Origin of the sequence: Nocardia sp. NBC_01377 (genome assembly GCF_045040005.1) — a bacterium.
GTDB lineage: Bacteria > Actinomycetota > Actinomycetes > Mycobacteriales > Mycobacteriaceae > Nocardia > Nocardia noduli.
In genome coordinates this window covers 4297908-4324275 of record NZ_CP109566.1, presented here as the reverse complement: position 1 = coordinate 4324275, position 26368 = coordinate 4297908, and the positions used below count along the sequence as shown (strand labels likewise).

The following is a 26368-nucleotide window of genomic DNA, read 5'->3' as shown; positions in this document are numbered from 1 at the left end:
ATGGCCCCATTCATACCATCGAGGTGAACGTGCGTTCACCCCCGAGGCGGCTGGAACCTGCCGGAGAGCCGGCTCGGTCGCGCCCGGGAGGCGCTGGGCGATACTCGCCACTCGGTCGAGTTAAGTCAATCAGTTGACTTAAAGATTGCGCGGTAGTTGACTGAACGAATGAACGATCTGATTTCCGGAGCGGTTGTGACGGGAATCGGCGTGGCGAACTGCGCGGACGCGCGATGAAGCGGACTCGAATCCGCCCGATCCAGGATGTTCAGAAAGGAAGACTCCGATGAAGATCACCATCGATCAGGTCAAATGTGTCGGGGCCGGCCACTGTGTCATGCATGCGGTCGACGTGTTCGACCAGCGAGACGAGGACGGCATCGTCGTGCTCCTCGATGAAGCCCCGCCGCAGGAACTGGCCGAGGATATCCGCCGAGCCGCGGCGGTCTGTCCCGCCATGGCCATCCACATCGAGGAATGAATCGAGTTCTGCGGTGTCACCGCAGTCGAGTACTCAGGAGTGAACAGTGTCCGAAGCGTTGATCGACACCTCCGCCGTCGCCGAGATACCCGAGTATCCGATGCTCCGGTCCGGTGCGTGCCCCTTCGCGCCGCCGCCGGAAGCGATGGAATTGGGAAAGGTCAAGCCGCTCAATCGTGTTCGGATCTGGGATGGCAGTACGCCCTGGCTGGTGACCGGCTACGCCGAGTTCAAGGCTCTGATGTCGGACCCGAAGGTCAGCGTCGATCATCATGTCGAAGGATTCCCGGATTGGAATGCGGGGATGCGCGCGATCAAGGACAGCAGGCCGAAGTCGCTTTTCACCACCGACGGTGAGGAACACAGTCGGTTCCGCCGGATGCTGACCAAGCCGTTCACCTTCAAACGGGTCGACGCGCTGCGGCCGGTGATCCAGCAGATCACCGATGAGCACATCGATCGGATCCTGGCCGGACCGAAGCCCGTGGATCTGGTCGAGGGGCTGGCATTGCCGGTGCCGACGATGATGATCAGCGAGATGCTCGGTGTTCCCTACGGTGATCACGAGTTCTTCCAGAAGCACGCGGCGGTCAACGTGGATCGTTTCGCGACGCCGGAGCAGGCGGCGGCGGGTCGCGCCGGATTGGCGAAGTATCTGATCGATCTGATCAATCTGAAGCTGGACGAGCCGGGCGAGGATGTGGTCAGCGATATCGCCGAGCGGGTCCGCTCGGGGGAGATCACGATCCTGGAGGGCGCGCAGCTCGGCACCGGCGTGTTGATCGCCGGGCATGAGACAAGCGCCAACATGATCTCCCTGGGTACTCTGGCGCTGTTGGAGAATCCCGAGCAGTTCGCGCTGCTGCGCGATACCGAGGATCCCAAGGTGGTGGCGAACGCGGTCGAGGAGTTGCTGCGCTATCTGGGTATCATCCAGAACGGCCAGCGGCGCGTCGCGGTCGGCGATATCGAGATCGCCGGTGAGACGATCCGTGCGGGTGAGGGGTTGATCTTCGATCTGTCTCTGGGGAACTGGGACGAGAAGGCCTGGGAGACACCGGAAAAGCTCGACCTCACCAGACCCGCGTCACATCATCTCGGTTTCGGCTTCGGTCCGCATCAGTGTGTGGGACAGCAGCTGGCCAGGGTCGAATTGCAGATCGTGTTCCGCACCCTGGTACGGCGGATTCCCACGCTACGTCTGGCGATTCCGTTCGACAAGGTCGAGTTCAAGCATGATCGCCTGGCCTACGGAGTGTATGAACTACCCGTGACCTGGTAACACGTCCGAAGTCGCACGTAGCGGTTCGGCATTTTAAGTCAACCGCTTGACTTAAACAAGTCACAGTAGTTGTGTGGATCACATCGAGCTGCCGACGGCGGCTGTGGTCGCGGCGAAGGGAGCGCGGGTGGGTAGGTCGGTTCGTGCCGAGCGGGCGGGGTCGACGCGGGAAGCCATTTTGTCGGCTGCGGAACAGTTGTTCGCCGAGCGCGGGGTGGGAGCCGTGTCCAATCGTCAGGTGAGCGAGGCCGCGGGCCAAGGGAACAACGCGGCGGTGGGATATCACTTCGGTTCGAAGGCCGAGTTGGTGCGGGCGATAGTGCGTAAGCATCATGCGAATACAGAGCTGTTGTGTCGGGAGATGTTGGGTCGGGCTCGGGGATCCTCGGACCCGCGTGATTGGGTGGCGTGTCTGGTGCGTCCGGTGACCGACCATTTGGCTGGGTTGGGCGGAGTGACCTGGTATGCGCGATTCAGCGCGCAATTGGTGTCCGACCCGGCGTACCGGGTGCTGTTGGCTGATGAGTCCCTGTCATCGAAGACGATTCAGTGCATCGTTTCCGGACTGCACGGCTGTCTGCCGGATTTGTCGCCGGAGTTGCAGCGCGAGCGTAATGCCATGGCGCGGTTGTTGATCGTGCATACCTGCGCCGAATATGAACGCGGGTTCGCCGACGGTTCGGTGCTGGGCGGGGTGGGATGGGAATCGGTCGCGGGGGGTTTGATCGATGCGATTACGGGGCTGTACTTGGCGCCGGTAGTGGATCGCGCATAGGCGGGCACAGCGCGTGATTCCTCCGTGACGTCGGCTTCGGTGGGGCCGCGGTGGTGCACCTCGAGGTATTGGCCGGTGCTGTTCCCGAACAGTTTCTCGCGGTCGGGTCCGAAGTCGGTGAGCGCCGCGAGGAATTCTTCGGGTGTCGCGGTCGTCGTCTCGGTGAAGTGGAGAGGACCGACGGCGGCTTCGGCCGGCGTTTTGTTCTGAATGGGTGATTCAGCTGATGACGGCAGGGAAACCGGTGGTAGCGGGCACTTTCCCGCCCAGATTCCCCGCGCGAGAATCTCGGAGCGCAACGCTCGGAACGCAAGATGGTGAATCGGCGTGGAACACTGGTTCCGACACGTAAACCGCAGCGAACACGCGATGTTTGCGTGTTCATGAGCTCAGATCCTACCGCCGGAGCCCTCCTCGGGGGTAACCGGTCGCCCGCTCAATGGATGTAGGTCGGTCGCGGCCAGGGGGTGGGGTTCGCCGGTGAGCGCGGAGAGGGCGTGCGCGACTTCGGGCAGGCCGGCTCGGACGTAGGTGAAGGTCGCGCCGAGCGAGCTCGTGGGTGCCGGTGCGTGACCGGCGTAGGCGCGGGCCACCGCGTAGCTGTACTCGCGTTCCACCCACGTCAGGGTGGTGTGTCGAAGCCAGTGGATGCTGAACTGCAGAGCCTGCGCCCACGGGAGGTGCTCGCGCAGACGCTGGCTGAGGTAGTCGAAGCGCCGCCGCCCCATCGCTTTGCCGTTGCGGTATCGCAGCAGTGCCGCTATCGTGTCGGTTCCTCCACGAGTCCGGACGTGGTTGAGAAGATGACGTGTCAATGAGGGGGAGATGGGCTGGCGACGGACTGTGCCGCCCTTCTCGTGGAGTTGCAGCAGGCAGTCGGTGCTGTTGAGGTCCGCGACTCGCAGGGCGAGAGTGCCGCCGCGTCGGCAGGCGGTTTCCAGATGTAGTCGAAAGATCAGCGCGTCGAGTTCGGGGTCGTTGCCGGTGGTGGAGGCGACCTCGGCCAGTTCCATGACGTGTGCCAATGACAGCGCGTGGCGCGGACTGGGCAGCTGAGGCGGACGCCGGATCCTGCTTGCGGGATTGTCGGCGGGATGGATGAGGCTGTCGCCTTCAGCGTGGCGGTAGATGCAGCGCAACGCCGAGACGAAGCTCGCCGCGGCACCGCGACCGTCACGAGAATTCGCGCGCACGACAGCGTGGGCGCGGTGTGTGTTGATGAGCTGGTCGATCTCGGTTGGTGTGGGCTCATCCAGCTTCCGCCCACCCCACGTGGTTTCGATGACATGCCAATACGAGTCGTAGTTCTTGACCGTCACCGGTGAGATCGACGCACGCAATTGCCTCAGATAGGAGGTGAAGGTGGGAACCGCCGCGGGCGGAGATACCGAGATCGACAGGTCCTCGACGGTGAGGCCGAGGCGGGTCAGCAGGTGGAGTGCGGTGGCGACGTCGTCGGACTTCATGGCTTCGGTGCCCGAAGGTCGGGGTGTCTGCATGCCAACGCGTCGGCGACATAGGCGGTGGAGTACACCGCCAGCACGTCATTGTCGGGGGCAGCGAGCAGGAGGACGCGATCGGTGAGCCCGATGTGGGATTCGCGGCGTAGTCGGGCCGGAAGACTGAGGTAGCCGGAGGCGCCGATGGTCCATCTGCCGGTCGGCTCGGCTACGACAACGACGCGCCCCGGCTCGGCGGACAGAGTGAGCGGCTGGCCCGGTTCCCAATGCAGGACCTTGATCGCGGAGCGTTCGCCCAGGCGTCCCCGGATGTCGACCGTGGTTGTCGCCATGTAGATCTCACCGATCGGGCTGATCGGTTCGGGTGGGGGAAACCGCAACGGAACACCGCCGAACTGCGATGGTCTGCGGTTCGAGGTGAACATGCCGCGGAAACCGACCAATGCTTCGGGGTGGCTGCCGCCAATGGATGATCGGGAAGGCATAGAACTCTCGATTCTTTTGCCAGCCCGCTGATCCCGTTCCGCTTCCATGAAACCCGATCTTCAACGATTTCGCCACACCGAGCTGCGGTGGAGCTGAGCTGGCTTGCGCGCCTGGTTACCGCGAGCAGGCCTGACTGACCCGAATCGCTCGCGCTGCCATGAACCGTGCCCGGTATCAGCGCTGAACTGCGCGAGGCTCGAATTATTTGGGGGTGCGTGCGATGTCGATGCGGATGGTGTCGTTGTCGGGTATGACGAAGACGCGGTCTCGGGTGGCTTTCCATTGTTGGGGGAGCAGGATGTAGCGGTCGGGTGTGCGTGCCAGAAGCCAGACGCCGCTGTAGACCCATTTGTAGCGTTCGTCGGGGTGGTCGATGTGGCCGGTGACGGTGCCGGGGCCTTGGATGCCGAGTCTGTCGATGCTGAAGATCATCACCGACGGGTAGTGGTGGAAGTGTTGGTTCTCGGCTTGTTGGGCGGTGGCGGTGCCTTCGCGGTGGGCGTAGGAACCCACTGCCCACAGACATCCGATGAGAGCGAGGGCGATGAACGCGGCCATGTTGATTCTGAGCGCGGAGGTCTCGCTGTTCGTGTTGCGTGGACGTAGGCCGAGTAGTGCCCGGTATCTGATGCGTAGGGAGTTCGAGTATCCGAGCAGTGCGACGCCTGCGATCAGCATGACTGGTAGCCAGAGGCCCAGAGCGCTGGTGACCACGGCTGGGGTGCTCTCGGGTAGCTGGATGAACATGACCGCTGCGACGAGCACGGTGATCGCCACCCCGATGGAACAGGTTGCGGCTACCCACATGCGCAGCACTCGTCGTGGCCTGCGGCGGCGGATGGCGTGCCATTGGGGTAGTCGGCGTGCCGCGAGCAAACACCACGGTGACGAAGATCGCGACGACGGCCGGGCGGAAGCCGCCGTTGAGGCTGCGCAGTACATAGTCTTGGGTGGAGAATCCGAGCAACCGCAGGTCGACACCGAAATGCTGGTAGAAGGCGCTGGCGTAGGCCCATCCGAAGTAATAGAGCACTCCGGTCACCACGACGGCTTGGGAGGCGACGACGGTGATAAGTGACCACGCCGACCCGATGGTGGCGGGTTCGCGCGCGTTCACGGTGTACCCGGGTCGACGGGCCCGGTGGACGGAGGCGGTTGTGGCGTGTCGTTCGGTGTCTGTGTCTCCGGGGCTGGTGGTTCGAAACTGGTTGTCTCTGCCTCGGTGTAGGGCAACGGAGTTGCTGTGGGCGGAATGATCCCGGTGAGGATCGGCGGCGAATCGTGCGCCGACGAGGACTGTGTGGTCGGTGCCATGCCGTTGGTCGGGGTCGCTCCACCGGTCGGCAATTGGTCCTCGGTCGAGGACGGATCCGCGTTCTGTGGCGTTACCGTGGCGGGGAACGTGTTTGGTACGTGTTGCGGATTCTGCTCCCGATCGCGGCATCCCCCCGCTACCAGGCACAGTCCGACTGCGGCGCTCAGGGCGGTCACCTTGACTGAAGCGAGTGAATTGTTCATTGCGCACAACCGATCACGTCGGGGTGCTCGACGGGCTGATACTCCCGGAACATCGACTCGGCCTTCGCACTTGAATCATCGGACGCGGAGCCGGTGTGCACCTGTGATGCACACAATGATCGTCGGACCTCGAGGGGATCAAGTCCAAATGCGTGGTGTAGCAGGATGGTCGCCGCGTGATCCTGTTTGGTCAGGCGGTCAGTGCTGCGGTGGCGTCCTCCTGTTCGGTGGCGGGGTCGGTGAGGCCGCGAGAGCGCGTCAGGACGTCGAGGCCGAGGTAGCGGCGGCCTTCGATCCATTCATGTTGTTCGGCGAGCACGGCCCCGACCAATCGGATGATGGCTTGTCGATCGGGGAAGATCCCGACTACGTCGGTGCGGCGACGGATCTCTTTGTTCAACCGTTCTTGGGGGTTGTTGGACCAGATCTGACGCCAGATCTGTTTCGGGAAGGCGGTGAACGCGAGCAGATCAGCGCGTGCGCCGTCGAGATGGGCGGCGACTTTCGGCGCGAGCCGGGCGAAGGCGTGGTTGAGCCGGGATGTGTTGGGCCGCGCGATGGATACCCTGACGGGAATCGTCGTGGTCGGATTCGGGCTGAAGCTGGCGGCCAGTCACCGCTGACCATCATGACGACGAGCAGGCCGCTCGTCAGTCGGTCCACCAAAATCCGCTACTGCCGCGATCCGCGCGATCCCCGGGAGTTGCGGTGCCGGGGGTGACCGACTCTCTCGGGTAGCCCAGTGATCTTGACCTGGTCCACAGCTCCGATAGCCTCATGTGTGTTGTGCCTCACAGGACAGTTCACTACTAGCGACAGGAGGCTGCCGACATGGGCGCTTTCAGCGAAAAGTGGGACAAGGTGGATTTCAAACAACGCGAAGACCATTCCCTCTGACGACCTCAACGACGAGGACGACCACGAGGTCGAGGACACCAGCACCGACATCGACACCGAGATCGCCGCTGCGCTGCAGGAGAAGATCGATCGCGGGGAGTATTGACCGAGTAGGGCGACAACAGTTGCGCGGTTGCAGCACTTTCCGCTGCGTCGATCACCGCCCGGCAGCACGAGCGCGGCGCAGAGGTCCGGCACGCGAGCCCTTCGGCTCCAGCATCCCGAGTGGCACTCTCGATGCTGACTTCAGTCGGATTGAGTGAGCTGTCAATGACACACGGTCTCGGGGGCCACGCGCAGCATGGCCCGCGCCGACGCGTCGTTGCCGACCCGTGCCGCCGATTCATCGAGTGCGGCGCCGCCAGGTCGCGCGCATCGGCGGTGCCCAGGCGGCGAAGCAACAGCTAACCACTGGCAGTTAACGATTGCCCGGCCCAGGGGCTGTGCGGATGGAGCGGCGATCTGCCGTGTTGCCTGGACACAGGCGTCTTCGCCGTGATTGCTCGACGCCCACGCCAGGATGAAGGGATGACACCGACGCTGCACGACCGGCGCTGGAGCGTGCACCGCCACATCCCGGTGCCGCCGGATGTGGTGTGGCAACTGCTCACCGATCTCACGGCCTGGCCGCAGTGGGGTCCCACGGTGTGCGCTGCCGCCCTCGACGACGCTGAGCTGACCGCGGGTGCGCGCGGCACCGTGAAGACCATGGTCGGAGTGAGGCTGCCGTTCGTCATCACCGACTTCGTCCCGGGACGCCGCTGGGCGTGGACGGTGGCGGGGATCCCCGCCACCGTCCACGAAGTCGAACCGGTCCAGGGCGGATGCCGGGCGTCGATGTCGGCACCGCTGTGGGCACCGGCCTACCTACCCATCCTCGATATCGCCCTTGTCCGTATCGACCGTATGGCCCGACACAGACATCGGGATCAGACGTGACGCTCGCGGGAGCCGCGCGACCGCTCTACCAGTACGGGGACGGTCTGTACCGATTCAGCCGACGGCCAGAGCGGATCGCGGGCGAGTACGGGCTGAGGCTGCGTGACGGCGTCGGCCGGGGCGGGCAAGTCCGACATTCGGCAGGCCTTCAGCCAGCTGCGGCCCGCTGTGCTACCGAGTTCACTCGAGCGGATTTCGGTAGAAGAGGGCGATGACGACCAGCGCAGCACCCACTCTGGATCTCGACCATCGCTTGGTTGGGCGACGTGCTGCAACCGATCCCGCCCCCGTTGTGCTCACGACTCAGCCTACGAGTCCCACGGGTACGCGCGATGATCTGCTGAACGAGTTCTTTGTTCGGACAGTCGAAGGTTGCATCCTGTCAGCCGTTATGTCCTACGTGTGACTTCCTCGTCCTCGCGGTAGATGAACCGTGATCGGCAGGCCGTCGCGCCCGTCGGCCCGACATACGACCGCGCAGAAATGGGATGCATCCGGATCTGTGGTTCGGCGAGATAGCAGACACCTACGAGCCGGGGTTGCGCTGGTCAGTGTTCGTCCTCGATTTCGAACGACTCGATGGCCATGGCCAGCAGGGTGTAGCAGCCCGTGGCGAATACGAGATCCATCACCTGTCGCTCATCGAGATGCTCGTGCAAGCACTTCCAGTGCGTCTCGGAGATCTTGCCGCGGTCGATCAGGTCATCGATGGCATCGATGACAGCGCAGGTCGGCGGGTCGTCGGTCAGTCCGGTGCGTATCTCTTCACGCCGAGATTCGGTAAGCCCCGCGCGCTCGGCCAGGGGCACATGGTGGTCCCACAAGTATCGGGATTCGCGCCGCGTGGCCGTGCGAAGGACGATCGTCTCGGTGATGTGCGCCGGCAGGGTCGTCCTCGCGAGTACGTGGAGATTGAAGGTGAGGTATGCCTTTGTCAGCTTCGGATGCCGTACGAAGGTGGCGAGCATATTGCCGACGGTGTCGGGACGAGCACGCTCGGTGGGCATCATCACCGAAAGCGCGCGGACGACGTCGTCATCCCAGTGCTCGGCCGAGAGCGGTTGTAGTCTGGCCATATCAAATCACCGTTCCGCCGTTGACACCGAGGATCTGACCGGTGATGAATCCCGCGCGCTCCGAGGTCAGGAAGCCGACGGCCGCGGCTATGTCATCGCTGGTTCCCATGTGCCCCAGAGGGATTCGTTTGGCGAGTTCGTCGGGTGTGTACAGTGTTCCCTCGGCTTGGGACTGCCGTGCCATCGGGGTGTCGATACTCGACGGTGGGATGTTGTTGACGGTGATCCCCTTTGGTGCGAATTCATTTGCCAGGGATCTGGTGAGAGTGATGACGGCGCCTTTGGCCGCGGCGTAGTGCGCCATGTAGGGAGATCCCCGCTGGGCGCTGGAGGACGAGATTGTGACTATGCGACCCCAGCGCGCCCGGACCATGTCCGGCAGGGCGACTTGGCAGCAGTGGAATGTGCCGGTCACGTTGACGCTGAACATCTCTGACCACGATTCGGGTGTGATGTCCCGGAACTTGCCGAAGGCGACTTTCCCGGCGCTGGTAACCAGGATCGCGACGGGACCCAGTTCGATTCTGGTCTGCTCGAACGCGGCTTCCACCGATTTCCGATCGGCGACGTCGACCCCGATGCCCAGCGCTACCGCACCGCCGGTTCGCAAGTCGTGGGCCACACGCTGCGCGCCTTCTTCGTCTATATCCAGAACGGCGATACTGTGTCCGTGTGCGGCCAGTTCATGACAACTGGCTTCGCCCATCCCTGATGCGCCGCCGGTGACGACGGCTACCCGAGGAATAATCATGTGTGATCCGATCCGGCCGCTTATTTGAGGCAACTGCCGAGGTCGACCGGCAGCGAAACGCCGGTGATGTAGCGCGATTCGTCGGAGGCCAGGAACAGCACCGCGTTGGAGATGTCCTGGGCTTCCACCCAGGGTTTGGGCATCGTGTGGAACATCTGACAGATCGGCGCGATGTCGTCGGGGCCGGGGTTGTCGAGGTCGGGTCGGAACAGGCCGAAGGTCTCGTCGTTCATGACCATCGGAGTCGCACAGTGGGTCGGGTGCACGCTGTTGGCGCGGATCATGTGCTGGCCGAGTTCGACGGCGAAGGAGCGCATGAGGCCGACGATGCCGTGTTTGGCAGCGACATACTGGCCCATCAGGGGGTATGCCTTGAGGCCCGCGACCGAACTGGTCAAGATCACCGAGCCGCCGTTGCCGCCGGCGACCAAATGGGAAACGCCGGCCTTGACGGTCTTCCACACACCGGTCAAATTTACGTCGAGCATGGTCTGCCAGACATCCTCGTCGAGTTCCTCCAGTGACTGGCCACCGTTGCCGATTCCGGCGTTGGCGACGACGATGTCGAGACGGCCCAACTGTTCGACACCGTCATCCACTATTCCCTTGAGGCGCGCATAGTCTCGGACGTCGACTTGGGCGGTCACGACGCGGCGATTATGCGCCTTGACGAGTTCGGCGGTCTCGGCCAGATCGTCCGGTGTGGCCAGCGCGTAGGGAACCGTGTCGACAGGGCCACACAGATCGACGGCGATGATATCGGCGCCCTCGGAGGCGAGTCGTACCGCGTGACTGCGGCCCTGTCCACGCGCGGCGCCGGTGATGAACGCGACCTTGCCTTCTACGCGACCACGTGTGCGCTCTGTCGACATGGCTTCCTCGATTCCTTCTTGGATTGTGGAGCCTGGGTCCGGCTTTTGAACCGTGCGACTCTTCGCCGCACCCGGTGACCAGACGTAGTTGCCCCGCACGGATCTACGATCGACCACGACAGCCCCTGATCTCGACCGGGGTTTCGCACCGAAGTCGGCCGCGTCCGAGACATCGCCACGGTTGCCCTGCCACCGTGGCGTGATAGTCGGACTCGTCTCTGACTTCGTATCGGCTCCCGGACATACGCCCACCTCGGAGGCGGGCGTATGAACCCGCGTCCCGCGAATCTCGCCGGTCCGATGAAGCCGCGGAAAGCGCCGACTACAGAGTTATGCTGTGTTTCTCGAAATGACGTGAGAGTGCCTGCATGTACTCGTCACCGTGGAACGGGCCGCGTGCCCCGATGGCGGCTTCGAGGAAGGGGCCGTACTCCTCGTCGTTGACATAGGTCGACCAATGAGTGATCTGAGCCTCGTCGTTGGTCTCGACGAAACTGATGGAATAGAACCCCATCGTCCGCCCCGTGTTGATGTTGGTGCCTTCCCAGCGATACCGCTGGACGAAGCCGTTCTCGGCCGGCCAGACCTTGAACCCGGCGGGTTTCCAGTCCGGGAATACCACACCGTAGGCCTTCGCCTCGATCGTCGCCGCGGTATCCCAATGTGTAGCAACGTCTTTGAGGACCAGTTCCTGGTCGGCTACGAAGTACGGGGAGGTGTAGACGGCGTCGTCGGTGAACTCCCACTCGTCGTAGGTCTCACCTTCCTGAACCTTCTGCAGGACGTACTTGTCTCGGTAGCTCTCGGCCATGCGGCGATGCTTGGCGATCCGATCGACCAGGTCCATGGTGTTCCCTTTCGCGATGATTTCGTCTGCGCCGCGTTATCGCCGCCCAGGGGCGCTGCCCCTCTGCCGGGGAATGAAGGGGTCTGGCCCGAACTCGCCCGGGCTAGCTCTGTGGCGTAGCGCACACAAGTAATATACATAGCTGTATCGCAGATACAAGATTGGATTTTTTGTAGCAGGTGGGACGATCGTGGCGGTCTCGGTCGTGCGGGGTAGGCGCGCATGCGGCCGATCGCGTCGATGGGGGTGTGGGAGGCCGCCGCGGCACACCACGATCGCATCAAATATACGGTCTTGTATTTAATATTCTGATGCGTATAGTAGTGACCGGCATCACTATGTAGGTCGAGGTCGGGAGGCCGGTCGATCACGGATGTCCAGAACGGAGTCGTCGCGTTCGAGCGGCGATTCTCAGGTTTTCCAACAGGTTTGGGCACCGAGCAGGATGGTGTGCCGGATGCTCGCACTCGTCGAAGAGCGACACCTTCGCCGTCGCCGACACAGCTGAGGAGCGATTGCCGATGACAACGACACAGCCGACGCGCCCGGGAGAGTGGGTCGACAGCGGTATGGGCTTGGCCGATATCGACTTCGGGCGATACCGCATGGACATTCCGACCGACCGCTATACCTCCGCGGCCTATGTTGAACGAGAACGCGACCATATCTGGATGCGGGTGTGGCAGGTCGCCGGGCGGGTGTCGGAATTGCCCGCGGTGGGTGATTGGAAGGAGTACCGCCTTCTCGATCAGTCGTTCATCCTGGTGCGCGGGAAGGACTACAAAATCAGAGGTTTCGTCAATGCGTGCCGCCACCGCGGCAATGCGTTGTGCAGCGGTAAAGGGAACGCTCGACGTTTCCTGTGCCCCTACCATCTGTGGTCCTACGACCTCGACGGGCAGTTGCGCGGAGTGCTGCGCGAGAAAGAAAATGTGGTGACCCCCCTGGACAAGGCCGGGATGTCCTTGTTGGAGGTCCCCGTCGAATGTTTCGCCGGATTCATCTTTCTCAACCCGGATCCCGACGCGAAACCACTCGCCGAATTCCTGGGGCAGGAGGTCGTCGATCTGCTCGCGCCGTACCACCTGGACGAAATGACCACCGTCCTCGATGTGCGCGAGAGCCTGAACTGCAACTGGAAGGTGGTGATGGATGCTTTCGAAGAGGGTTACCACATTTCCGGCATCCATCCCCAGTTGTTGCGTGTCATCCTGATCGACCCCGCGAAGAGCAGATATCGGTTCTTCGAGAACCACAGCGTCGCGTGCGCGCCCTTCGAGGTGGCGGGCGCGTCGAAATACGGACCCGAGGAACAGGTCGAGGGGATCCTGGAGTTGCCCGAGACCTTCCCCTCGGTTCAAGCGGTGCTGCCGCGCTTCCAGGAGTTGGTCGCCGCCTACCGCGACAGCGACGGTGTTCTGAGCTTTCCCGACGGCGTGGCACCGCGAACGTTGTTGCAGACCGCGACGCGGGAAGTGCTGACCGGCATGGGCCTGGATGTCAGCGGATTGACCGACGCCCAGATGAGCGACAATCACGGCTGGGTTCTGTTCCCCAACTTCTTCATGACCATCAGGGCGGGGGAGGCGACGATCATCATGTCCCTTCCGCACGAGGACGGCGATCCGCACAAGAGTCACTGGCACATCATGAGTTTCATGTGGTTGCCCGAAGAAGCCCGCGGTGCTTTCGCGGCCGAGGCGGTCGTGGTCGACGAGCCCGGAAGTTTCAAATACTTCCTGGCTTTGCAGCAGGACTACGAGCAGATGCCCAAACAGCAGATCGGTCTACGCAATACGGCGCTGAAGGCGATGTCCCTGGTCAAGGAAGAAGTGGTCATCGCGCACTATCACTCCGTGGTGGACAGGTATCTCGAGAACTCGGCCGGTTAGGCGATATTTCGGATACCGATCTCAAAATCTGTTAGCGGCCGAAACATATCGAAGGTTTCGGCCGTAGTAGTTGTACCTCAGGAGGGTGGCGGCATGGATATTCGCGTAGCGATGGAAAATCATCACGGCAATGTTCGGCGGGCGCTGGAATACGCCTGTGTGACGAAGGGTGTCGTGGACGGCGCCAAACAACCCGGATTCTCGGCCGCGAGCTGGGACCCGCTGCGCGCGCTCGTCTCGGTGCATGATTTCGTGCGGGTCGGAAATTTCAAGGAGACAATGCGCTGGGATGAATACGTATCGTTTCTGACCGGCTGGGCGTCTGCGGCGGAATGGGATTGCTCCTTCAAGCGGATCACCGAAGCCGGTGGGCTCGTTTTTCTCGAATTGGAAGAGCGCAGCGCATTCGGCGAGTTCTCGAATTCCGTCAACTCGTTGTCGGTGTACGAATTCACGCAGGAAGGCGCGATCCGCCGGATCGACGTCTACCTACAGATGGCCCTTCCGCCCAGCGCCCTGCCGGACGCGTACGAGGGCGTAGCGATCTCGGAATGAGGCAAGGGTCCGGCCGAGGCCGGGTCGGCATCACTGGTAAGGAGCGTGCCTACATGACCGAAATCGATTCGGTCGATTTCTTCACCAACAGAATGGTTCTGGACAATCCGTACGGCTATTTGGCGGCGTTGCGCGAGGAATCTCCGCTCCGCCGCGAGACGCACCACGATGTGGTGATGGTCACGGGGTACGAGGAGGTGGTCGCGATCTACAACGACCCGCAGCGGTTCTCCTCGTGTATCTCGGTGACCGGCCCCTTTCCCGGGTTCCCGGTTCCGATCACGGCGGATAGCGACGTGCGCGCGCTCATCGCCGCGCACCGGGACGTGTTGCCGATGAGCGACCAGTTACCGACATTCGATCCGCCCGCGCACACCGTTCACCGCTCGCTGCTCTCGCGCATGATCACTCCCAAGCGACTGAAGGAGAATCAGGAGTTCTTGTGGCGCCTGGTCGACCGTCAGTACGACGAGGCGCTGCGGGGAGGGGAATGTGAGTTCATCGGCGACTTCGCGAGTCCGTTCGCGATGCTGGTGATCGCCGATCTGCTCGGTGTGCCGGAGTCCGATCACGCGGAGTTTCGGGATTCGCTGCTGCACAACGCGGCAGGTGCCATCGGCAGTAGCGAGGGCGAGACCATGCGCGACACCCCGTTGCAGTATCTCTACGGCAAATTCGCGGAATATATCGAGGACCGACGGCGTCGGCCTCGTGATGACGTGTTGACCGGCGTCGCTTCGGCGACATTTCCCGATGGCAGCACTCCGGAGATCATCGACGCCGTGCGTGTGGCTTCCAACCTGTTCGCTGCTGGACAGGAGACGACCGTGCGTCTGCTCAGCGCGGCGGTGATGACCATCGCCGAAGATCGGGCTTTGCAGGAAAGGCTGCGCGGCCACCGCGAGTTGATTCCGAACTTCATCGAGGAAACGCTGCGTTACGAGAGTCCGATCCGGGGCGACTTCCGGCTCACCACCGAGGAGGTCGAGGTCGGCGGCATGACATTACCCGCGGGGACCACGGTGATGCTGCTCAACGTGGCCGCGAACCGTGACCCTCGCAAATTCGATGAGCCCGACACCTTCGATATCGAACGAACCAACGCGCGCAGCCACATCGCGTTCGGCAGGGGCGTGCACAGCTGTCCCGGTGCTCCACTGGCCCGCACGGAGGCCGTCGCCGCTGTGGAGAGACTCTTCGATCGCACGAGCATCATCGAGATCGATGACAGCAGGCACGGCCCCGTCGGCGACCGGCGCTACCGATATCTGCCGACCTTCATATTGCGTGGTGTGTCCAAACTCCATATCCGAGTCGGACTGTGACCGAGGACCGACGCACATCCGGCCCGTTCGCTCAGGAACCGGACGTGCTGACCGCCCCGCTCGAATGGGATTCGGCGCCGATCGGCTCGACATTCGCGAGCACCAACTCCAGAAATGCGCGGTACAGGTCCTCGCCGTCGATATGGCTGGCGAGGGTGACTCCTTCGTGGGTGGCGATCAGCAACCGGGCCACCGTCGTCTCCGGAAGCCGGAGTCTTCCGCCGACATGGGTGAGATGTGCGGCGATGTAGTCCGCCAAGGAATTGGCGGTCTGCTGCCGCTGGGCGGCGATCTGCTGTCGCGCTTCGGGATTACGCAAGAGGAAGAGGGTGAATTCATAGCCCAGTGCCGCGCGCTCGGGACCGCCGATGGTCAGCTCTCGCCATCGCTCGGCCAGTTTGTCGACGTCGAGGTCGTTGTAGGCGCGAAACGAGTCGACGATATCGGTGAATCCGCCGAGGAATCGTTCTAGTTGGCGCTCCATGACCGCGAGAAACAGCGCTTCTTTCGTCCCGAAGTGCGAATAGATCGCACCGCGGCTGTAGCCGGCCGCATCGGCGATGACTTCGAGCGAGGCGGCGCCGAAGCCCAACCGGGCGACCACCTCCTCGGCGGCATCCAGTAGGAGGGTCCGCGTTTGTTCGACCCGCCGTTGTCGCGTCCATCGTTCAGCCACGCCGTCATCCTCCCAGGAAAACGAGCGATGTGGGATCCGCCCTCTTGAGTACCATTTAAATATTCATCCTTGTATTTAGGATACACTTCTGTATATCATTAGTGTGCGGCGACACATCGGATGCCCGGAGGGTCGGCTGGCAGATCAGCCACCCGCCGCCGCGCGCAGGCCGTTCCGGTAACCGCGGCGGAATAGACACGATCGGATCCGGTCGAGCGTGGACGACTCCGATGGATGCCACGCGGCCCGAAGATCGGACCGAATATCAATTCGCCCGTGGCAGACAAATGTCCCGTGCCGATATCCATGTCGATAACCGACCAGAGTTCGAAGCAGTAGTGGGAAGCAATAATGACAGCGATAGCGGATGACCTCTACTACGACCCGTGGAATGTCACGTTGAACGCCGATCCGTACCCGATGTTCCGCCGGATCCGTGCCGAGGCGCCCCTGTATTACAACGAAACACACGAGTTCTACGCTCTGAGTCGTTTCGACGACGTTCAGCGAACCCTGATCGATTTCCGTACGTTCAGTTCCGCCAAAGGCGTCGTTCTCGAGATACTGAAGTCGGGCATGGAGATCCCGCCCGGGGTGCTGATCTTCGAAGATCCGCCGATTCACGATATCCATCGCAGTCTGCTCTCACGAGCCTTCACTCCGCGCAAGATAAACGCGCTGCACGACAGCATCCGTGAATTGACCGTGCAATGCCTGGACAATCTACCCGACGGTGACCGATTCGATTTCGTCAAGGATCTGGGCGCGGTGATGCCGCTGCGAGTGGTGGGGATGCTGTTCGGCATTCCGGTGGAGTTCCAGCAGCGCGTACAGGAGGACGGCGACCGTCACGTCCGAACCGAGCGCGGCGGCTCGATGGCCGACAACCCCAACGGGGTCCTCAGCGACGGTCGGGTATTCGCGGAGTTCATCGACTGGCGGGTCGACCACCCGGCCGACGACCTCACCACCGAGCTCCTGGAAGCGGAGTTCGAAGACGAAACCGGCACCCGGAGGAGGCTTCGCCGCGACGAGCTGCTGATGTTCATGAATGTCGTGGCGGTCGCCGGTGCCGAGACGACGACGCGGCTGATCGGATGGACGGGAAAGCTACTGTCCGAGCACCCCGACCAACGCCGCAGATTGGCCGCGGATCGGTCACTGTTGCCCGGGGCGCTGGAAGAGATCCTGCGATACGAGCCGCCTGCTCTACAGGCCGCCCGCTACGTCACCCGCGACGTGGAGTACTACGGTCGGACGATCCCGGAAGGCAGTGCGCTGCTGGCCCTCATCGGTGCGGCCAATCGCGACGAAGAGCGCTTCGGTGCCGACGCGGACAGCTTCGACATCACCAGGGCGCCCCGCCAGAACATGACGTTCGGCGCGGGAGCGCACTTCTGCCTGGGTAACTCGTTGGCGCGCACCGAAGGTCGTATCGCTCTGGAGGAGATCCTCAACCGATTCCCGGACTGGGAAGTCGATCTCGACAGCGCGGTCTTCTCCTCGTCATCGGCGGTCCGGGGTTGGGACAGCATGCCCGCCCAGATGCGTCGCTCCTGAACGAAACTCGGGGCTTGTGGCGCGGTTCTCTTCGAACGAATCGATCCGCCGGTCGGCGTCGGAGCGGTTCGACGTGGGGATCCGTGACGGCCGAGACCCGCCGAAGTCGACACCGCACCAGCGCGAGGAGTCTCATGAATCCGCCAATCGTCACCGGTCACGTGCGGCCCGCCTGTTGCGGTCCCGGTGCCTCGGCGCGCGGGCCATGTCGAATACCTCCGCCCGCGGTCGAGGATCGGTACCGCGATGCTCGCTGACAACGACCCGAGGACGAGCGCCGTCGATGAAATCCGCGACTGGTCGAAAGATTACGTTCGTCGGCACCCCGTACGCTCGATGGAAACGTTGGGCCGCCAGGTCATCATGGGCGGCCGAGCCATCCGCTACCTGGTCGCGGATGTGTTCGCGTGGCGGTTTCCCTTCAAGGAATTCGTCGATCAGGCGGCGTTCATGGTCAAGGTATCGCTGATACCGACTGTGGCGGTGGCCCTTCCGATCAGCGCGACACTATCGATTCAATTCGGTCTACTGGCAGGCCAGGTCGGAGCGTCGTCGTTGGCTGGCGCGGCCAGTGGCCTGGCCGTCATCAGGCAGACAGCGCCGCTGGTCACCGCAGTGTTGTTGGCCGCGGCTGTCGGCTCGGCGATCTGCTCGGATCTCGGGGCCCGAACGATCCGTGAAGAAGTCGACGCCATGGAAGTGATGGGCGTGTCGGTGCTACATCGGTTGGTGGTTCCGAGGTTGGCCGCCGGAATTCTCGTCGCCCTGGCGCTGACCGGTTTCAGTTGCTTCGTCGGTTTCCTCGCGGGCTACCTGTTCAACGTCTACGTGCAGGACGGTACGCAGGGAAGCTTCATGGCTACGTTCTCCTCCTTCGCGACCGCGGGCGATCTCTACCTGGCGATGGTGAAAGCGGTCGTCTTCGGCGCGATAGTGACGATCGTCGCCTGCGAGAAAGGGCTCAACACAAAGGGCGGGCCCGGCGGTGTCGCCAATTCGGTCAATGCCACCGTTGTCGCCTCGATGATCTTGCTGATGGTCGTCAACGTCGGATTCACCGAGATGTATACCGTCCTGTTCCCGAGGACCACACTCTGATGGCCGCGACGTACCAGCCACCGTTGCTGCGCCCGCTCATCGGGGTGGTCGGCGCTCCGATGCGTGTTGTCCGCCTGCTTGGACACATGGTCACCTTCTTCGGACGTACCGTGATGTCGATTCCGGTTGCCCTTCGGTCCTATTCGCGAGAATCGGCCAAGATCCTTTCCGATGTAATCTGGGGAAACGGCTCGATCGTCGTCGGCGGTGGAACCGCGGGAGTCATCCTCGTACTCGGCGCCGCGGCGGGCGCGATCGTCGGCATCGAGGGATTCAGCGCGCTCAAACTTCTCGGTATGCAGCAGGCCACCGGAATGATCGCCGCGACCGCCGCTACCCGAGAACTGGCCCCCATCATGGCCTCGATCGCCTTCGCGTCACAGGCAGGTTGCCGTTTCACCGCCCAACTCGGATCGATGCGCATCGCGGAGGAGATCGACGCGCTCGATTCGATCGCGATCCGCCCGATTCCCTACCTCGTCTCCACCAGGATGCTGGCGTCGGTGATCGCCATCGTGCCGTTGTTTCTCGCGGCGCTCGCCGCTGACTATCTGGCGGTCGAGGTCTTCGTCTGGATCGCCGGAGGCAGCTCGTCGGGAACCTACGATCACTATTTCAATCTGGTCCTGAGCGGCACCGACATTGTCTACTCGCTACTGAAAGCAGTGGTATTCGTCATCATCACGACCACGATCCAGTGCTATTACGGCTACTACGCGACCGGCGGACCCCAAGGTGTCGGCGTCGCGGCCGGACGGGCGATGCGCGCGAGTATCACCGTGATGATCTCGGTGAACCTTCTGATGACCATGGCGCTGTGGGGTTTCGATTCCGGCTCCAGGATAAGTGGGTAGACCGATGTACCTCGGATTCGAGTCCGACAACCGGAACCTGACCAACACGAAACTGGTCCTGCGCGGCATGGCCTTCATACTCGCCGCGGCAGGCCTCGTCGCCGTGGGAACAGCGCGCTCGGAAGGCAGATTCGAACACCGCGTCGAGGTGACGGCGCTGATGAGCAACCTCGGAGACGGGCTGCCACCGAGGTCGGACGTGAAGTACCTCGGCGTCCTGGTCGGCGTCGTCGAGAGCGTGGTGTCCGGTCGAGGTGACCGAATCAGTCGCGTGCGGATCGCCCTCAGGTCCGACCGCGCATCCGGAATACCCGCCACGGTCACCGCCCGAGTGGTGCCGAGCAACGTGTTCGCGGTGCCTTCGATCCAACTCGTCGACAACGGGCCGGGGCCCGCCCTGCGGCCCGGCGCCGACATCGCCGAGGACCGCGGCTCGGCGACTGTCCAACTCCAGACATCGTTGACCGCGCTGAGCAGGATCGCCGCCGCCGCGGGTCGTTCGGGAACAGATCCCACCGTCGGGATTCTGGAAACCGTGCAGCGAGCGACAAACGGCCGCGGCGCAGAGGCGGTCGAGGCCGCCGCGCAACTCGAGCGGATCGTGGCGGCGCTGACCGAGGTGGCTTCCGCCGACGGCACCGCATCGACGCTGGCGACACTGTCCACTGCGATCGCGGGGCTACGGTCCGCCGCGCCCGATCTGCTCGCCGCTGTGAACCAGTCGGTCGCGCCGATGCGAACCCTCGCCGAGCAGCGAGCACAACTGGCCCGACTCCTCACCGGTGGTCTGGTGACCGCGACGACCGTCGGCGACGGGATGGTCGCGCACACCGCGACTGTCACCGACATCACCGGCGCGATGGCGCCCGTGCTGGATGTCCTCGGCCGCGGCAGTCAGAACTTCGTCCGGATGACCACGTCTCAGACCAGGATCGCGCAGAAGTTCTACACCGAGTTCTGGCGAGCGGACACACAGAGCGCCACCGCCAACGTCATCATCGAACTCACGCCGCACAAGTTGTACAGCCGTGCGGATTGTCCGCGCTACGGCGAACTGGCCGGCCCGAGTTGTGTGACCGGCTCAGAGGGACCGGCGGTGCTCGGAACCGGTGATGGACTGCCCGCCTCCCGTCCTGCGGCGGCTCGGGAGCAGCCGCCCGGGAATGTGGACGAACGCGCGCAGATCGCCGAGATCCTCGGCGCTACCCCGAATGTCGCCGCGGAACTGCTGCTCGGTCCGCTGGTTCGGGGTAACGACGTACGGGTCGTCCCCGTCGACGGCAGCAGCGCACAGCCAACCGGAGGGGTCCGATGAACTACCGCAGATCACTGACGGGTCTCACGATCTTCTTCCTGGTCGCGATCCTGCTCACCTGGGTTGTGCACGCCACTCTCCAGCGGGGTGTCCCCGGGCACACCGATCGGTATTCGGCCCTGTTCACCGATGTGTCGGGTCTGCGTGTCGGCGACGACGTCCGGATAGCGGGCGTTCGGGTCGGCCGGGTCGACGCAATCGAGATCGAGGGCACCTTCGCCGAAGTTGGCTTCGCGGTGCGATCCGAGCAACGGCTGACCGGCAACACGATGGCATCGGTCACCTACCAGAACCTCATCGGACAGCGCTATCTCGGCCTTTCCAAGGCGACCTTCGGTTCGCCGGAAGTATTGGCACCGGGCACGCGAATTCCCCTCGAACACACCGAGCCCTCCTTCGACATCTCCGGATTGCTGAACGGATTTCGGCCGCTGTTCGGGCTGCTGGACCCGAAGGACGTCGACAACATCACCGCCGCACTCGTCCAAGCCCTCCAAGGCGACGATAACGCCGTTCCGGTGCTGATCGCCGAAACCGCCGCGCTGGCACAGTCTTTCGTCGGTCCTGATCAAATCCTCGGATCGATCATCGACAACCTGAGCGGCGTGGTGTCCGATCTCGCCGCCCAGAGCGGCAACCTCCGGACGACGATCGCGCAGACCCGCAAGCTATTCGAGGGACTCCACGAACGTCGCGATGTACTCCTGACCCAAACCGCCGAGATCGCGCGTGTGGTCGATCGAGCATCGCAGGTCATCCAAGGGGCGTCGCCTTCCATCAACCGGTTCGTCGAACGCGAGCCCGGTTTCGCCGACCATTTCGTCGACAACAAGGACAAGTTCGCCTACCTCGGATTCAATCTGCCGCCGATGCTGAAATCGCTGAGCCGGGTCGTCGACAGCGGCGCGTATCTCAACGCCTACGTCTGCGATATCGGGTTGAGCATCGTGCCGGGAGTCGACCCGCTCATGGCCCGGATTCTCGGGCTGGCCACCCCCAGCGGGCAGCCGGAACATTCCCCGATCTGTAGGTGAGCACATGAGACAACCACGTGAGTCGACCGTCCCGAACAGGATCGCCATGAGTCCATCGCGCCGATCGTTCGGCCCCCTGGCGGTAGGTCTGGCCAGCATCACGGTCGTCACCGTCGTTCTGCTGGCGAGCGTCGTCGTTCATTCGCTACACCTCGGAAAGACCACCTACTACGCCGATTTCGCGCAAGCGGCCAATCTCGGCGTCGGTGACGGTGTCACCTATGCGGGTGTCCCGGCCGGAACCGTCACCAGTATCCGGCTGGCCGGGGACCACGTCGCGGTGACCATGAAGGTGGACAGCGACCTCGCGCTCGGCGCGGATACCCGTGCCGCCATCAAACTGACGACGTTGCTGGGTTCCAGGTACGTCGAACTCCGATCCGACCGAACCGGAGAACTACCGGGCAGAACAATCCCGCTGTCGCAGACCGACGTGCCCTACGACCTGGAAAGCGCACTCCAGGACGCGACCGAAACCTTCGGTCAGGTCGACGCCGACCAGATCGCCCGATCCATGACGGTCCTGTCGCAGCAACTACAGACGATGCCGCCACTGGTGCCGGAAGTACTCCGCGACATCCAGCAGCTGTCCTCGGTCATCGCACAACGGCGCGATCAGCTGGGCACTCTGCTCGAAAGCACCGCCGAGGTGACCACGGTCCTGCGAGATCAACAAGCCGACCTCGCGACACTGGTGAGCCAGGGGCGAACAGTGTTGCAAGAGATCAACACAAGGCAACAATCCCTGCGGCGCTTGCTCGACGCGACGACCGCGCTCGTGCACCAACTGGAACCGATCGTCGTGAACGATCGTCCACGGCTGCAAACCCTGCTCGACGATCTGCACGGCATGACGACCATGATCGCGGGCAACGACGCCCTGCTCCGCAACCTCCTACAGATCCTGCCGGTGCCGTGGCGGTTGTTCGCGAATGCGACGGGCACCGGCATGGAGTTGTCGGCCAACGCACCCGACGGCGCGTTCATCGACTCCTTCATGTGCGCGCTCAGCAAACGTGCCGTCGAAATCGGCAGAGCTGCCTATTTGAAGGATTGCCAATGAGCCGAGTATCGACACCGCTGAAAATCCTCGTCTTGGTCGGCCTCGTCGCCGCGCTGGCCGGATGCTCCAGCGGCCCGCCGTTGTCGCGGAACGACACCACGATCACCGCGACCTTCGCCAATGCCAACGGACTCTTCACAGGCAACGCGGTGTCGGTGCTCGGAATGAGAGTCGGGAAGGTAACCCGGATCCGACCGCGCGGTTCCGGTGTCGATGTCGAAATGCGCGTCGACGGCGGCATCACCCTCCCCGCCGATGTCAAAGCGGTCACAGTGTCGGACTCCATGCTCACCGACCGCCGGGTCGAGCTGTCTCCGGCCTACCGGGGCGGTCCCACCCTCGGGAAGGACGTCGTGCTCGGCCGCGACCGCACCCGAACGCCGATCGAGTTCGACAGTCTGCTCGGGATGGTCGAGAAACTCGCCACCGCTCTCGGCGGCGACAGCGCGGCCAAAGGACCTGTCGCCGATCTGTTGGATCTCGGCGCGAAGGCCACCTCCGGCAATGGAGAAGCCATGCGGTCCGCGTTGACCGAACTCTCCCGGGCGTTGCAGCTCAGCGGAGACAACGGCGCGGCCACCCGCGACGAGATCACCGAGGTGGTGATCAACTTGGACGCGCTGATCGATCTGGCCGCCCGCAATGACCGAACGCTGCGCGAATTCGGTACGGGAATACACCAACTCGGTGATCTGCTGGCCGATCAGAACCTCGGTACCGGTGATACCGGCACCGTTCTGAACCGAATCATCGTCTCGGTCACCGAACTGCTGGAGCAGAATCGACACAAGATCGCAGACCTGCTGGCGAACTCGAACACCATGTTCACCTCGGTAGCGGACTACAACACCAATGTCGCCGAATTTCTCGATGTGTTTCCGCTGGCAGTGGACAACACCTACAACGCGATCGATCAGAATATCGGCGCACTCCGCGCCAGCGTCGATCTCAACCGCGTCTTGCTGGACGGGCAGATGGTCAAGGAGATCTGCAATCTGGTCGGTCTGAGCAATCTCGGCTGCGCGACCGGGACCATGCGCGATATGGGGCCGGACTTCGGGATCACCGCAATACTCCAAGCCCTCGCGGCGGCGAAATGAACGACCGGATACGCCGCCTCCGATACACCGCGTTGGCTGCGGCCGCGGCCATACTGTTGGCAGGCTGCTCGATCAGCCTCGATCGGCTTCCGCTTCCCGCGCCGGGACTCGACGAGAGCTCCTACACGCTGACCGCGACCTTCACCAACGCACTGAACCTACCGACCAAGGCGAAGGTGAAACTCAACGGCGCGGATGTGGGCCAAGTCGAATCAATGACCGCCCACGATTTCACCGCGCTGGTCACCATGCAAATCCGCCACGACGTCGAACTGCCCGTCGGCACGACCGCCGAACTCCGCTCGGCCACACCGATGGGTGACGTGTTCGTCGCGATCACTCCTCCTTCGACGCCCAGCCCTTCGGGCGGCATACTCCACGACGGGGCAACCATCCCCATCGAGGCCACTTCGGCGGCCGCAACCATCGAAGAGGTGCTGAGTCGAGCCTCCGTACTGGTCGGCGGCGGCGCGCTGGAGAACCTCGCACACCTTGTCGCCGCACTCGGCGAGCACTCCGCTGACCGCGGCGAGCGGTTGGCCGCCCTGATCACGCAGACTCGGCAATTGCTGTCGAGCATCACCGCCCGCTCCGACCGGATTCGTGAGGTGGTGGCGCAAGCGAACGAAGTGTCCGCGCTCCTGGCAGCGCAACGCGCCTCGATCACCGACGCGGTGACCGCAGCGGGCCCGGCCGTCGAGGTCATCGCCGAAAACACCGGCAGCATCCTCGATCTGGTCGACCGTGTCGACGTGATAGCGCGGCAGCTCTCCCGTTTCCCGTCGATCCAGGGAACCAACAGCGGAAGCATCATCGAGGATATCGATCTGCTGGCCAAAGGTCTCAACGATGCCGCGTCCAACCCCGAAGCCGACCTCGATGCGCTCAACAGCATTCTCGATATCGTTCTGAAGCTGACCAACGGATCGTCCGCGCATGCCGATATCGATATCGTCCAGGTGGCGGTCGGGGCCGTGCCGGATCCCGGTTTTCGTGGCACACCCGGCGGCCGTCTCCCCGACGGCGGCGACTGGACGGCGTTCGTCGGCTCGCTGCAACACATGCTCGACAGGCTCGGCGGACGCCTGAACGGACAACCCCGATGACGAAACGCATACTCGAGGTGCCCGCCCGCGCTGTGGTGGCGGTCGTCGGTGCCCTACGCCGGCACAAGACCGCAACATCGTCGATCGGGTTGCTGCTCATCTTGGCCATCGGTGTCTGGCATCTGATGATCGGCGCCCTCGATATCGACCCGCTCGCCACGCACTACCGCGTACGAGTCGAACTCGCCCGATCCGGCGGTCTGTTACCGGGCCAGGACGTGACGCTGCACGGTGTGAAGGTAGGGACAGTGGAATCCGTGGAGGTGAACGACCATCGAGTGATCGCTGTCGCGGCGATCGATACCGAGACCAGAATTCCGGCGAGCGGCCACGCGCGCGCCGCGTCACTGTCCGCGGCAGGCGAACAGTATCTCGACTTCACCGCCGACACCGACTCCGGGCCCTTCCTGGCCGACGGTGCGATCATCGGATCCGACCGCACATCCACTCCGGTGCCACTGTCGGACATGCTCGAATCGCTCAGCGGCACTCTGGTGCAGATCGACCCCACAACACTGCGGGCGATCGTCGACGAACTCGGAGTGAGCGAAACCGGACCCGAGAAGTTGGCCGCGATCATCGACGGCGGCACATTTCTGATCGCCTCGCTGGACGGAGTTCTCCCACAAACGGTGAGACTGCTCCGCAACAGCAAAGTCGTTCTGACCACACTGGCCGACAGCGAAGCGGGAATGCGCGAGACCGCAGCGGATCTCGCGGCAACGATGGGGGGTGTCTCATCGATGGCCGATGGTTTCACCGACCTGGTCGACCATACCCCGGACCTGCTCGCCACCGTGGACGCCGTTATCGCGCAGAACTCGCCGACGATGGTGCAGTTACTGGGCAATCTCGCCACCGTGGCACCGATGGCGTATCTGCGAGTTCCCGCGTTCGAGGAGTTCTTCTTCCCGAAACAGCGTGCGGGCTCGACACTGGACGCCATGACGACCGCCTTCCACGACGGCCGAGTGTGGGCGCTGGCCAGCGTCTATCCCCGCTATCAATGCGACTACAACGTGCCACGCAGGCCCGGCACCTCCGCCGACTATCCCGAGCCGTACCTCTACGCCGACTGCACCGACCCCGACCCGACGATCCTGCCCCGAGGTGCCCGGAACGCACCGCGGCCTCCCGGGTGGAATCCTTCGGTGCTGCCTCCCGGCGCGGACCCGCACCGGACGGCCGACCCCTCGCCGGTCGGCGCGTTGTCGATCCTGACTCCGCTCGGTGGAGGCCACGTACCCTCCTACGTCCCGAGCCGATGAAGCTGTGCCTGCGGGCATCTCAGCGCAAGCGCCGTCAGCGCGCCGGCGTCACGAGGCGGCGTGACCACTCGCCGGGGGTGTGATCTCCTCGGCTGCGTCGAGGCGTCGGAGCAGTGCTGTCAGGGCTTTCATCGACTT

General features: G+C 63.4%; 26 protein-coding genes. 17 read left to right on the top strand and 9 right to left on the bottom strand.

The window, feature by feature from the left end; all coding sequences use genetic code 11:
• Positions 1-286: 286 nt before the first annotated feature.
• The 3 genes from OG225_RS20050 (at position 287) to OG225_RS20040 (ending at position 2538) form a co-directional block, all read left to right on the top strand.
• Entirely contained in the window at positions 287-481 is a 195-nt protein-coding gene (locus tag OG225_RS20050) for a ferredoxin (RefSeq protein ID WP_405183065.1), read from the top strand.
• 46 nt (positions 482-527) lie between these two features.
• Positions 528-1763: a cytochrome P450 gene (locus tag OG225_RS20045; RefSeq protein ID WP_405183064.1), complete on the top strand. Its 1236-nt coding sequence runs from the start codon at positions 528-530 to the stop codon at positions 1761-1763.
• Positions 1764-1836: 73 nt separating this feature from the next.
• Positions 1837-2538, top strand: coding sequence for a TetR/AcrR family transcriptional regulator (locus OG225_RS20040; protein ID WP_405183063.1), 702 nt, complete (start codon positions 1837-1839; stop codon positions 2536-2538).
• Between the two features lie 389 nt (positions 2539-2927).
• Here OG225_RS20040 and OG225_RS20035 read toward each other — a convergent pair whose 3' ends face one another.
• The 4 genes from OG225_RS20035 to OG225_RS20020 form a co-directional block, all read right to left on the bottom strand.
• On the bottom strand, positions 2928-4037 hold the full coding sequence (locus OG225_RS20035) for a tyrosine-type recombinase/integrase (RefSeq protein WP_405183062.1): 1110 nt from the start codon (positions 4035-4037) through the stop codon (positions 2928-2930).
• Positions 4001-4423, bottom strand: a complete 423-nt coding sequence (locus OG225_RS20030; protein ID WP_405183061.1) for a hypothetical protein — start codon at positions 4421-4423, stop codon at positions 4001-4003. Before OG225_RS20030 ends, OG225_RS20035 begins: the two co-directional genes overlap by 37 nt.
• 262 nt (positions 4424-4685) lie before the next feature.
• Entirely contained in the window at positions 4686-5291 is a 606-nt protein-coding gene (locus OG225_RS20025) for a hypothetical protein (RefSeq protein WP_405183060.1), read from the bottom strand.
• A 901-nt stretch (positions 5292-6192) separates the two neighbouring features.
• Positions 6193-6615 (bottom strand): transposase, encoded by a 423-nt coding sequence (locus tag OG225_RS20020; RefSeq protein WP_405183306.1) that lies wholly within the window; start codon positions 6613-6615, stop codon positions 6193-6195.
• Positions 6616-6783: 168 nt separating this feature from the next.
• Between OG225_RS20020 and OG225_RS20015 the strand changes: the two genes are divergently transcribed.
• On the top strand, positions 6784-7005 hold the full coding sequence (locus OG225_RS20015; protein ID WP_405183059.1) for a hypothetical protein: 222 nt from the start codon (positions 6784-6786) through the stop codon (positions 7003-7005).
• Between the two features lie 422 nt (positions 7006-7427).
• Positions 7428-7838 (top strand): SRPBCC family protein, encoded by a 411-nt coding sequence (locus tag OG225_RS20010; protein ID WP_405183058.1) that lies wholly within the window; start codon positions 7428-7430, stop codon positions 7836-7838.
• A 548-nt stretch (positions 7839-8386) separates the two neighbouring features.
• On the opposite strand, the gene OG225_RS20005 is transcribed toward OG225_RS20010, so the two are convergent.
• The 4 genes from OG225_RS20005 to OG225_RS19990 form a co-directional block, all read right to left on the bottom strand.
• Positions 8387-8914 carry a carboxymuconolactone decarboxylase family protein gene (locus tag OG225_RS20005; RefSeq protein ID WP_405183057.1) on the bottom strand — a complete coding sequence of 176 codons (528 nt, stop codon included), beginning with the start codon at positions 8912-8914 and terminating at the stop codon, positions 8387-8389.
• Position 8915: 1 nt separating this feature from the next.
• The gene (locus OG225_RS20000) at positions 8916-9665 is read right to left on the bottom strand and encodes an SDR family NAD(P)-dependent oxidoreductase (protein WP_405183056.1); all 750 of its coding nucleotides are present in this window, start codon (positions 9663-9665) and stop codon (positions 8916-8918) included.
• 20 nt (positions 9666-9685) lie between these two features.
• The gene (locus OG225_RS19995) at positions 9686-10537 is read right to left on the bottom strand and encodes a mycofactocin-coupled SDR family oxidoreductase (protein WP_405183055.1); all 852 of its coding nucleotides are present in this window, start codon (positions 10535-10537) and stop codon (positions 9686-9688) included.
• A gap of 322 nt (positions 10538-10859) precedes the next feature.
• Positions 10860-11384: a hypothetical protein gene (locus OG225_RS19990; RefSeq protein WP_405183054.1), complete on the bottom strand. Its 525-nt coding sequence runs from the start codon at positions 11382-11384 to the stop codon at positions 10860-10862.
• Between the two features lie 521 nt (positions 11385-11905).
• On the opposite strand from OG225_RS19990, the gene OG225_RS19985 reads away from it, so the two are divergent.
• From OG225_RS19985 to OG225_RS19975, 3 genes are all read left to right on the top strand, one after another.
• A complete protein-coding gene (locus tag OG225_RS19985) occupies positions 11906-13276 on the top strand; it encodes an SRPBCC family protein (protein WP_405183053.1) in 1371 nt (456 codons plus the stop codon).
• Between the two features lie 93 nt (positions 13277-13369).
• Entirely contained in the window at positions 13370-13831 is a 462-nt protein-coding gene (locus OG225_RS19980; RefSeq protein ID WP_405183052.1) for a hypothetical protein, read from the top strand.
• 53 nt (positions 13832-13884) lie between these two features.
• Positions 13885-15156 (top strand): cytochrome P450, encoded by a 1272-nt coding sequence (locus OG225_RS19975; RefSeq protein ID WP_405183051.1) that lies wholly within the window; start codon positions 13885-13887, stop codon positions 15154-15156.
• A 31-nt stretch (positions 15157-15187) separates the two neighbouring features.
• On the opposite strand, the gene OG225_RS19970 is transcribed toward OG225_RS19975, so the two are convergent.
• On the bottom strand, positions 15188-15832 hold the full coding sequence (locus OG225_RS19970; protein WP_405183050.1) for a TetR/AcrR family transcriptional regulator: 645 nt from the start codon (positions 15830-15832) through the stop codon (positions 15188-15190).
• 351 nt (positions 15833-16183) lie between these two features.
• Between OG225_RS19970 and OG225_RS19965 the strand changes: the two genes are divergently transcribed.
• The 9 genes from OG225_RS19965 to OG225_RS19925 all read left to right on the top strand — a co-directional run bounded on the left by OG225_RS19965 (position 16184) and on the right by OG225_RS19925 (position 26230).
• Positions 16184-17392, top strand: coding sequence for a cytochrome P450 (locus OG225_RS19965; RefSeq protein WP_405183049.1), 1209 nt, complete (start codon positions 16184-16186; stop codon positions 17390-17392).
• A gap of 246 nt (positions 17393-17638) precedes the next feature.
• Positions 17639-18490, top strand: coding sequence for an MlaE family ABC transporter permease (locus OG225_RS19960; RefSeq protein ID WP_405183048.1), 852 nt, complete (start codon positions 17639-17641; stop codon positions 18488-18490).
• Positions 18490-19344, top strand: a complete 855-nt coding sequence (locus OG225_RS19955; protein WP_405183047.1) for an ABC transporter permease — start codon at positions 18490-18492, stop codon at positions 19342-19344. The genes OG225_RS19960 and OG225_RS19955 overlap by 1 nt, the downstream gene beginning before the upstream one ends.
• Entirely contained in the window at positions 19337-20659 is a 1323-nt protein-coding gene (locus OG225_RS19950; RefSeq protein ID WP_405183046.1) for an MlaD family protein, read from the top strand. Before OG225_RS19955 ends, OG225_RS19950 begins: the two co-directional genes overlap by 8 nt.
• Entirely contained in the window at positions 20656-21693 is a 1038-nt protein-coding gene (locus OG225_RS19945) for an MlaD family protein (protein WP_405183045.1), read from the top strand. Before OG225_RS19950 ends, OG225_RS19945 begins: the two co-directional genes overlap by 4 nt.
• A gap of 46 nt (positions 21694-21739) precedes the next feature.
• Complete coding sequence (locus OG225_RS19940; protein WP_405183044.1) at positions 21740-22756, top strand: MCE family protein; 1017 nt, start codon at positions 21740-21742, stop codon at positions 22754-22756.
• Positions 22753-23856, top strand: coding sequence for an MCE family protein (locus tag OG225_RS19935; RefSeq protein ID WP_405183043.1), 1104 nt, complete (start codon positions 22753-22755; stop codon positions 23854-23856). The genes OG225_RS19940 and OG225_RS19935 overlap by 4 nt, the downstream gene beginning before the upstream one ends.
• Positions 23853-24962 carry an MlaD family protein gene (locus tag OG225_RS19930; protein WP_405183042.1) on the top strand — a complete coding sequence of 370 codons (1110 nt, stop codon included), beginning with the start codon at positions 23853-23855 and terminating at the stop codon, positions 24960-24962. Before OG225_RS19935 ends, OG225_RS19930 begins: the two co-directional genes overlap by 4 nt.
• Positions 24959-26230, top strand: a complete 1272-nt coding sequence (locus OG225_RS19925) for an MlaD family protein (RefSeq protein WP_405183041.1) — start codon at positions 24959-24961, stop codon at positions 26228-26230. Before OG225_RS19930 ends, OG225_RS19925 begins: the two co-directional genes overlap by 4 nt.
• Positions 26231-26368 lie beyond the last annotated feature (138 nt).

Bases quoted from the DNA above. Each gene is read 5' to 3' on its own strand.
- OG225_RS20035 (WP_405183062.1), bottom strand. From the start codon at position 4,037: ATGCAGACACCCCGACCTTCGGGCACCGAAGCCATGAAGTCCGACGAC.
- OG225_RS19975 (WP_405183051.1), top strand. From the start codon at position 13,885: ATGACCGAAATCGATTCGGTCGATTTCTTCACCAACAGAATGGTTCTG.
- OG225_RS20000 (WP_405183056.1), bottom strand. From the start codon at position 9,665: ATGATTATTCCTCGGGTAGCCGTCGTCACCGGCGGCGCATCAGGGATG.
- OG225_RS19960 (WP_405183048.1), top strand. From the start codon at position 17,639: ATGCTCGCTGACAACGACCCGAGGACGAGCGCCGTCGATGAAATCCGC.
- OG225_RS19925 (WP_405183041.1), top strand. From the start codon at position 24,959: ATGACGAAACGCATACTCGAGGTGCCCGCCCGCGCTGTGGTGGCGGTC.
- OG225_RS20025 (WP_405183060.1), bottom strand. From the start codon at position 5,291: ATGTGGGTAGCCGCAACCTGTTCCATCGGGGTGGCGATCACCGTGCTC.
- OG225_RS19945 (WP_405183045.1), top strand. From the start codon at position 20,656: ATGAACTACCGCAGATCACTGACGGGTCTCACGATCTTCTTCCTGGTC.
- OG225_RS19940 (WP_405183044.1), top strand. From the start codon at position 21,740: ATGAGTCCATCGCGCCGATCGTTCGGCCCCCTGGCGGTAGGTCTGGCC.
- OG225_RS19995 (WP_405183055.1), bottom strand. From the start codon at position 10,537: ATGTCGACAGAGCGCACACGTGGTCGCGTAGAAGGCAAGGTCGCGTTC.
- OG225_RS19965 (WP_405183049.1), top strand. From the start codon at position 16,184: ATGACAGCGATAGCGGATGACCTCTACTACGACCCGTGGAATGTCACG.
- OG225_RS20010 (WP_405183058.1), top strand. From the start codon at position 7,428: ATGACACCGACGCTGCACGACCGGCGCTGGAGCGTGCACCGCCACATC.
- OG225_RS19935 (WP_405183043.1), top strand. From the start codon at position 22,753: ATGAGCCGAGTATCGACACCGCTGAAAATCCTCGTCTTGGTCGGCCTC.
- OG225_RS20030 (WP_405183061.1), bottom strand. From the start codon at position 4,423: ATGTTCACCTCGAACCGCAGACCATCGCAGTTCGGCGGTGTTCCGTTG.
- OG225_RS19930 (WP_405183042.1), top strand. From the start codon at position 23,853: ATGAACGACCGGATACGCCGCCTCCGATACACCGCGTTGGCTGCGGCC.
- OG225_RS19990 (WP_405183054.1), bottom strand. From the start codon at position 11,384: ATGGACCTGGTCGATCGGATCGCCAAGCATCGCCGCATGGCCGAGAGC.
- OG225_RS19980 (WP_405183052.1), top strand. From the start codon at position 13,370: ATGGATATTCGCGTAGCGATGGAAAATCATCACGGCAATGTTCGGCGG.
- OG225_RS20050 (WP_405183065.1), top strand. From the start codon at position 287: ATGAAGATCACCATCGATCAGGTCAAATGTGTCGGGGCCGGCCACTGT.
- OG225_RS19955 (WP_405183047.1), top strand. From the start codon at position 18,490: ATGGCCGCGACGTACCAGCCACCGTTGCTGCGCCCGCTCATCGGGGTG.
- OG225_RS19985 (WP_405183053.1), top strand. From the start codon at position 11,906: ATGACAACGACACAGCCGACGCGCCCGGGAGAGTGGGTCGACAGCGGT.
- OG225_RS20005 (WP_405183057.1), bottom strand. From the start codon at position 8,914: ATGGCCAGACTACAACCGCTCTCGGCCGAGCACTGGGATGACGACGTC.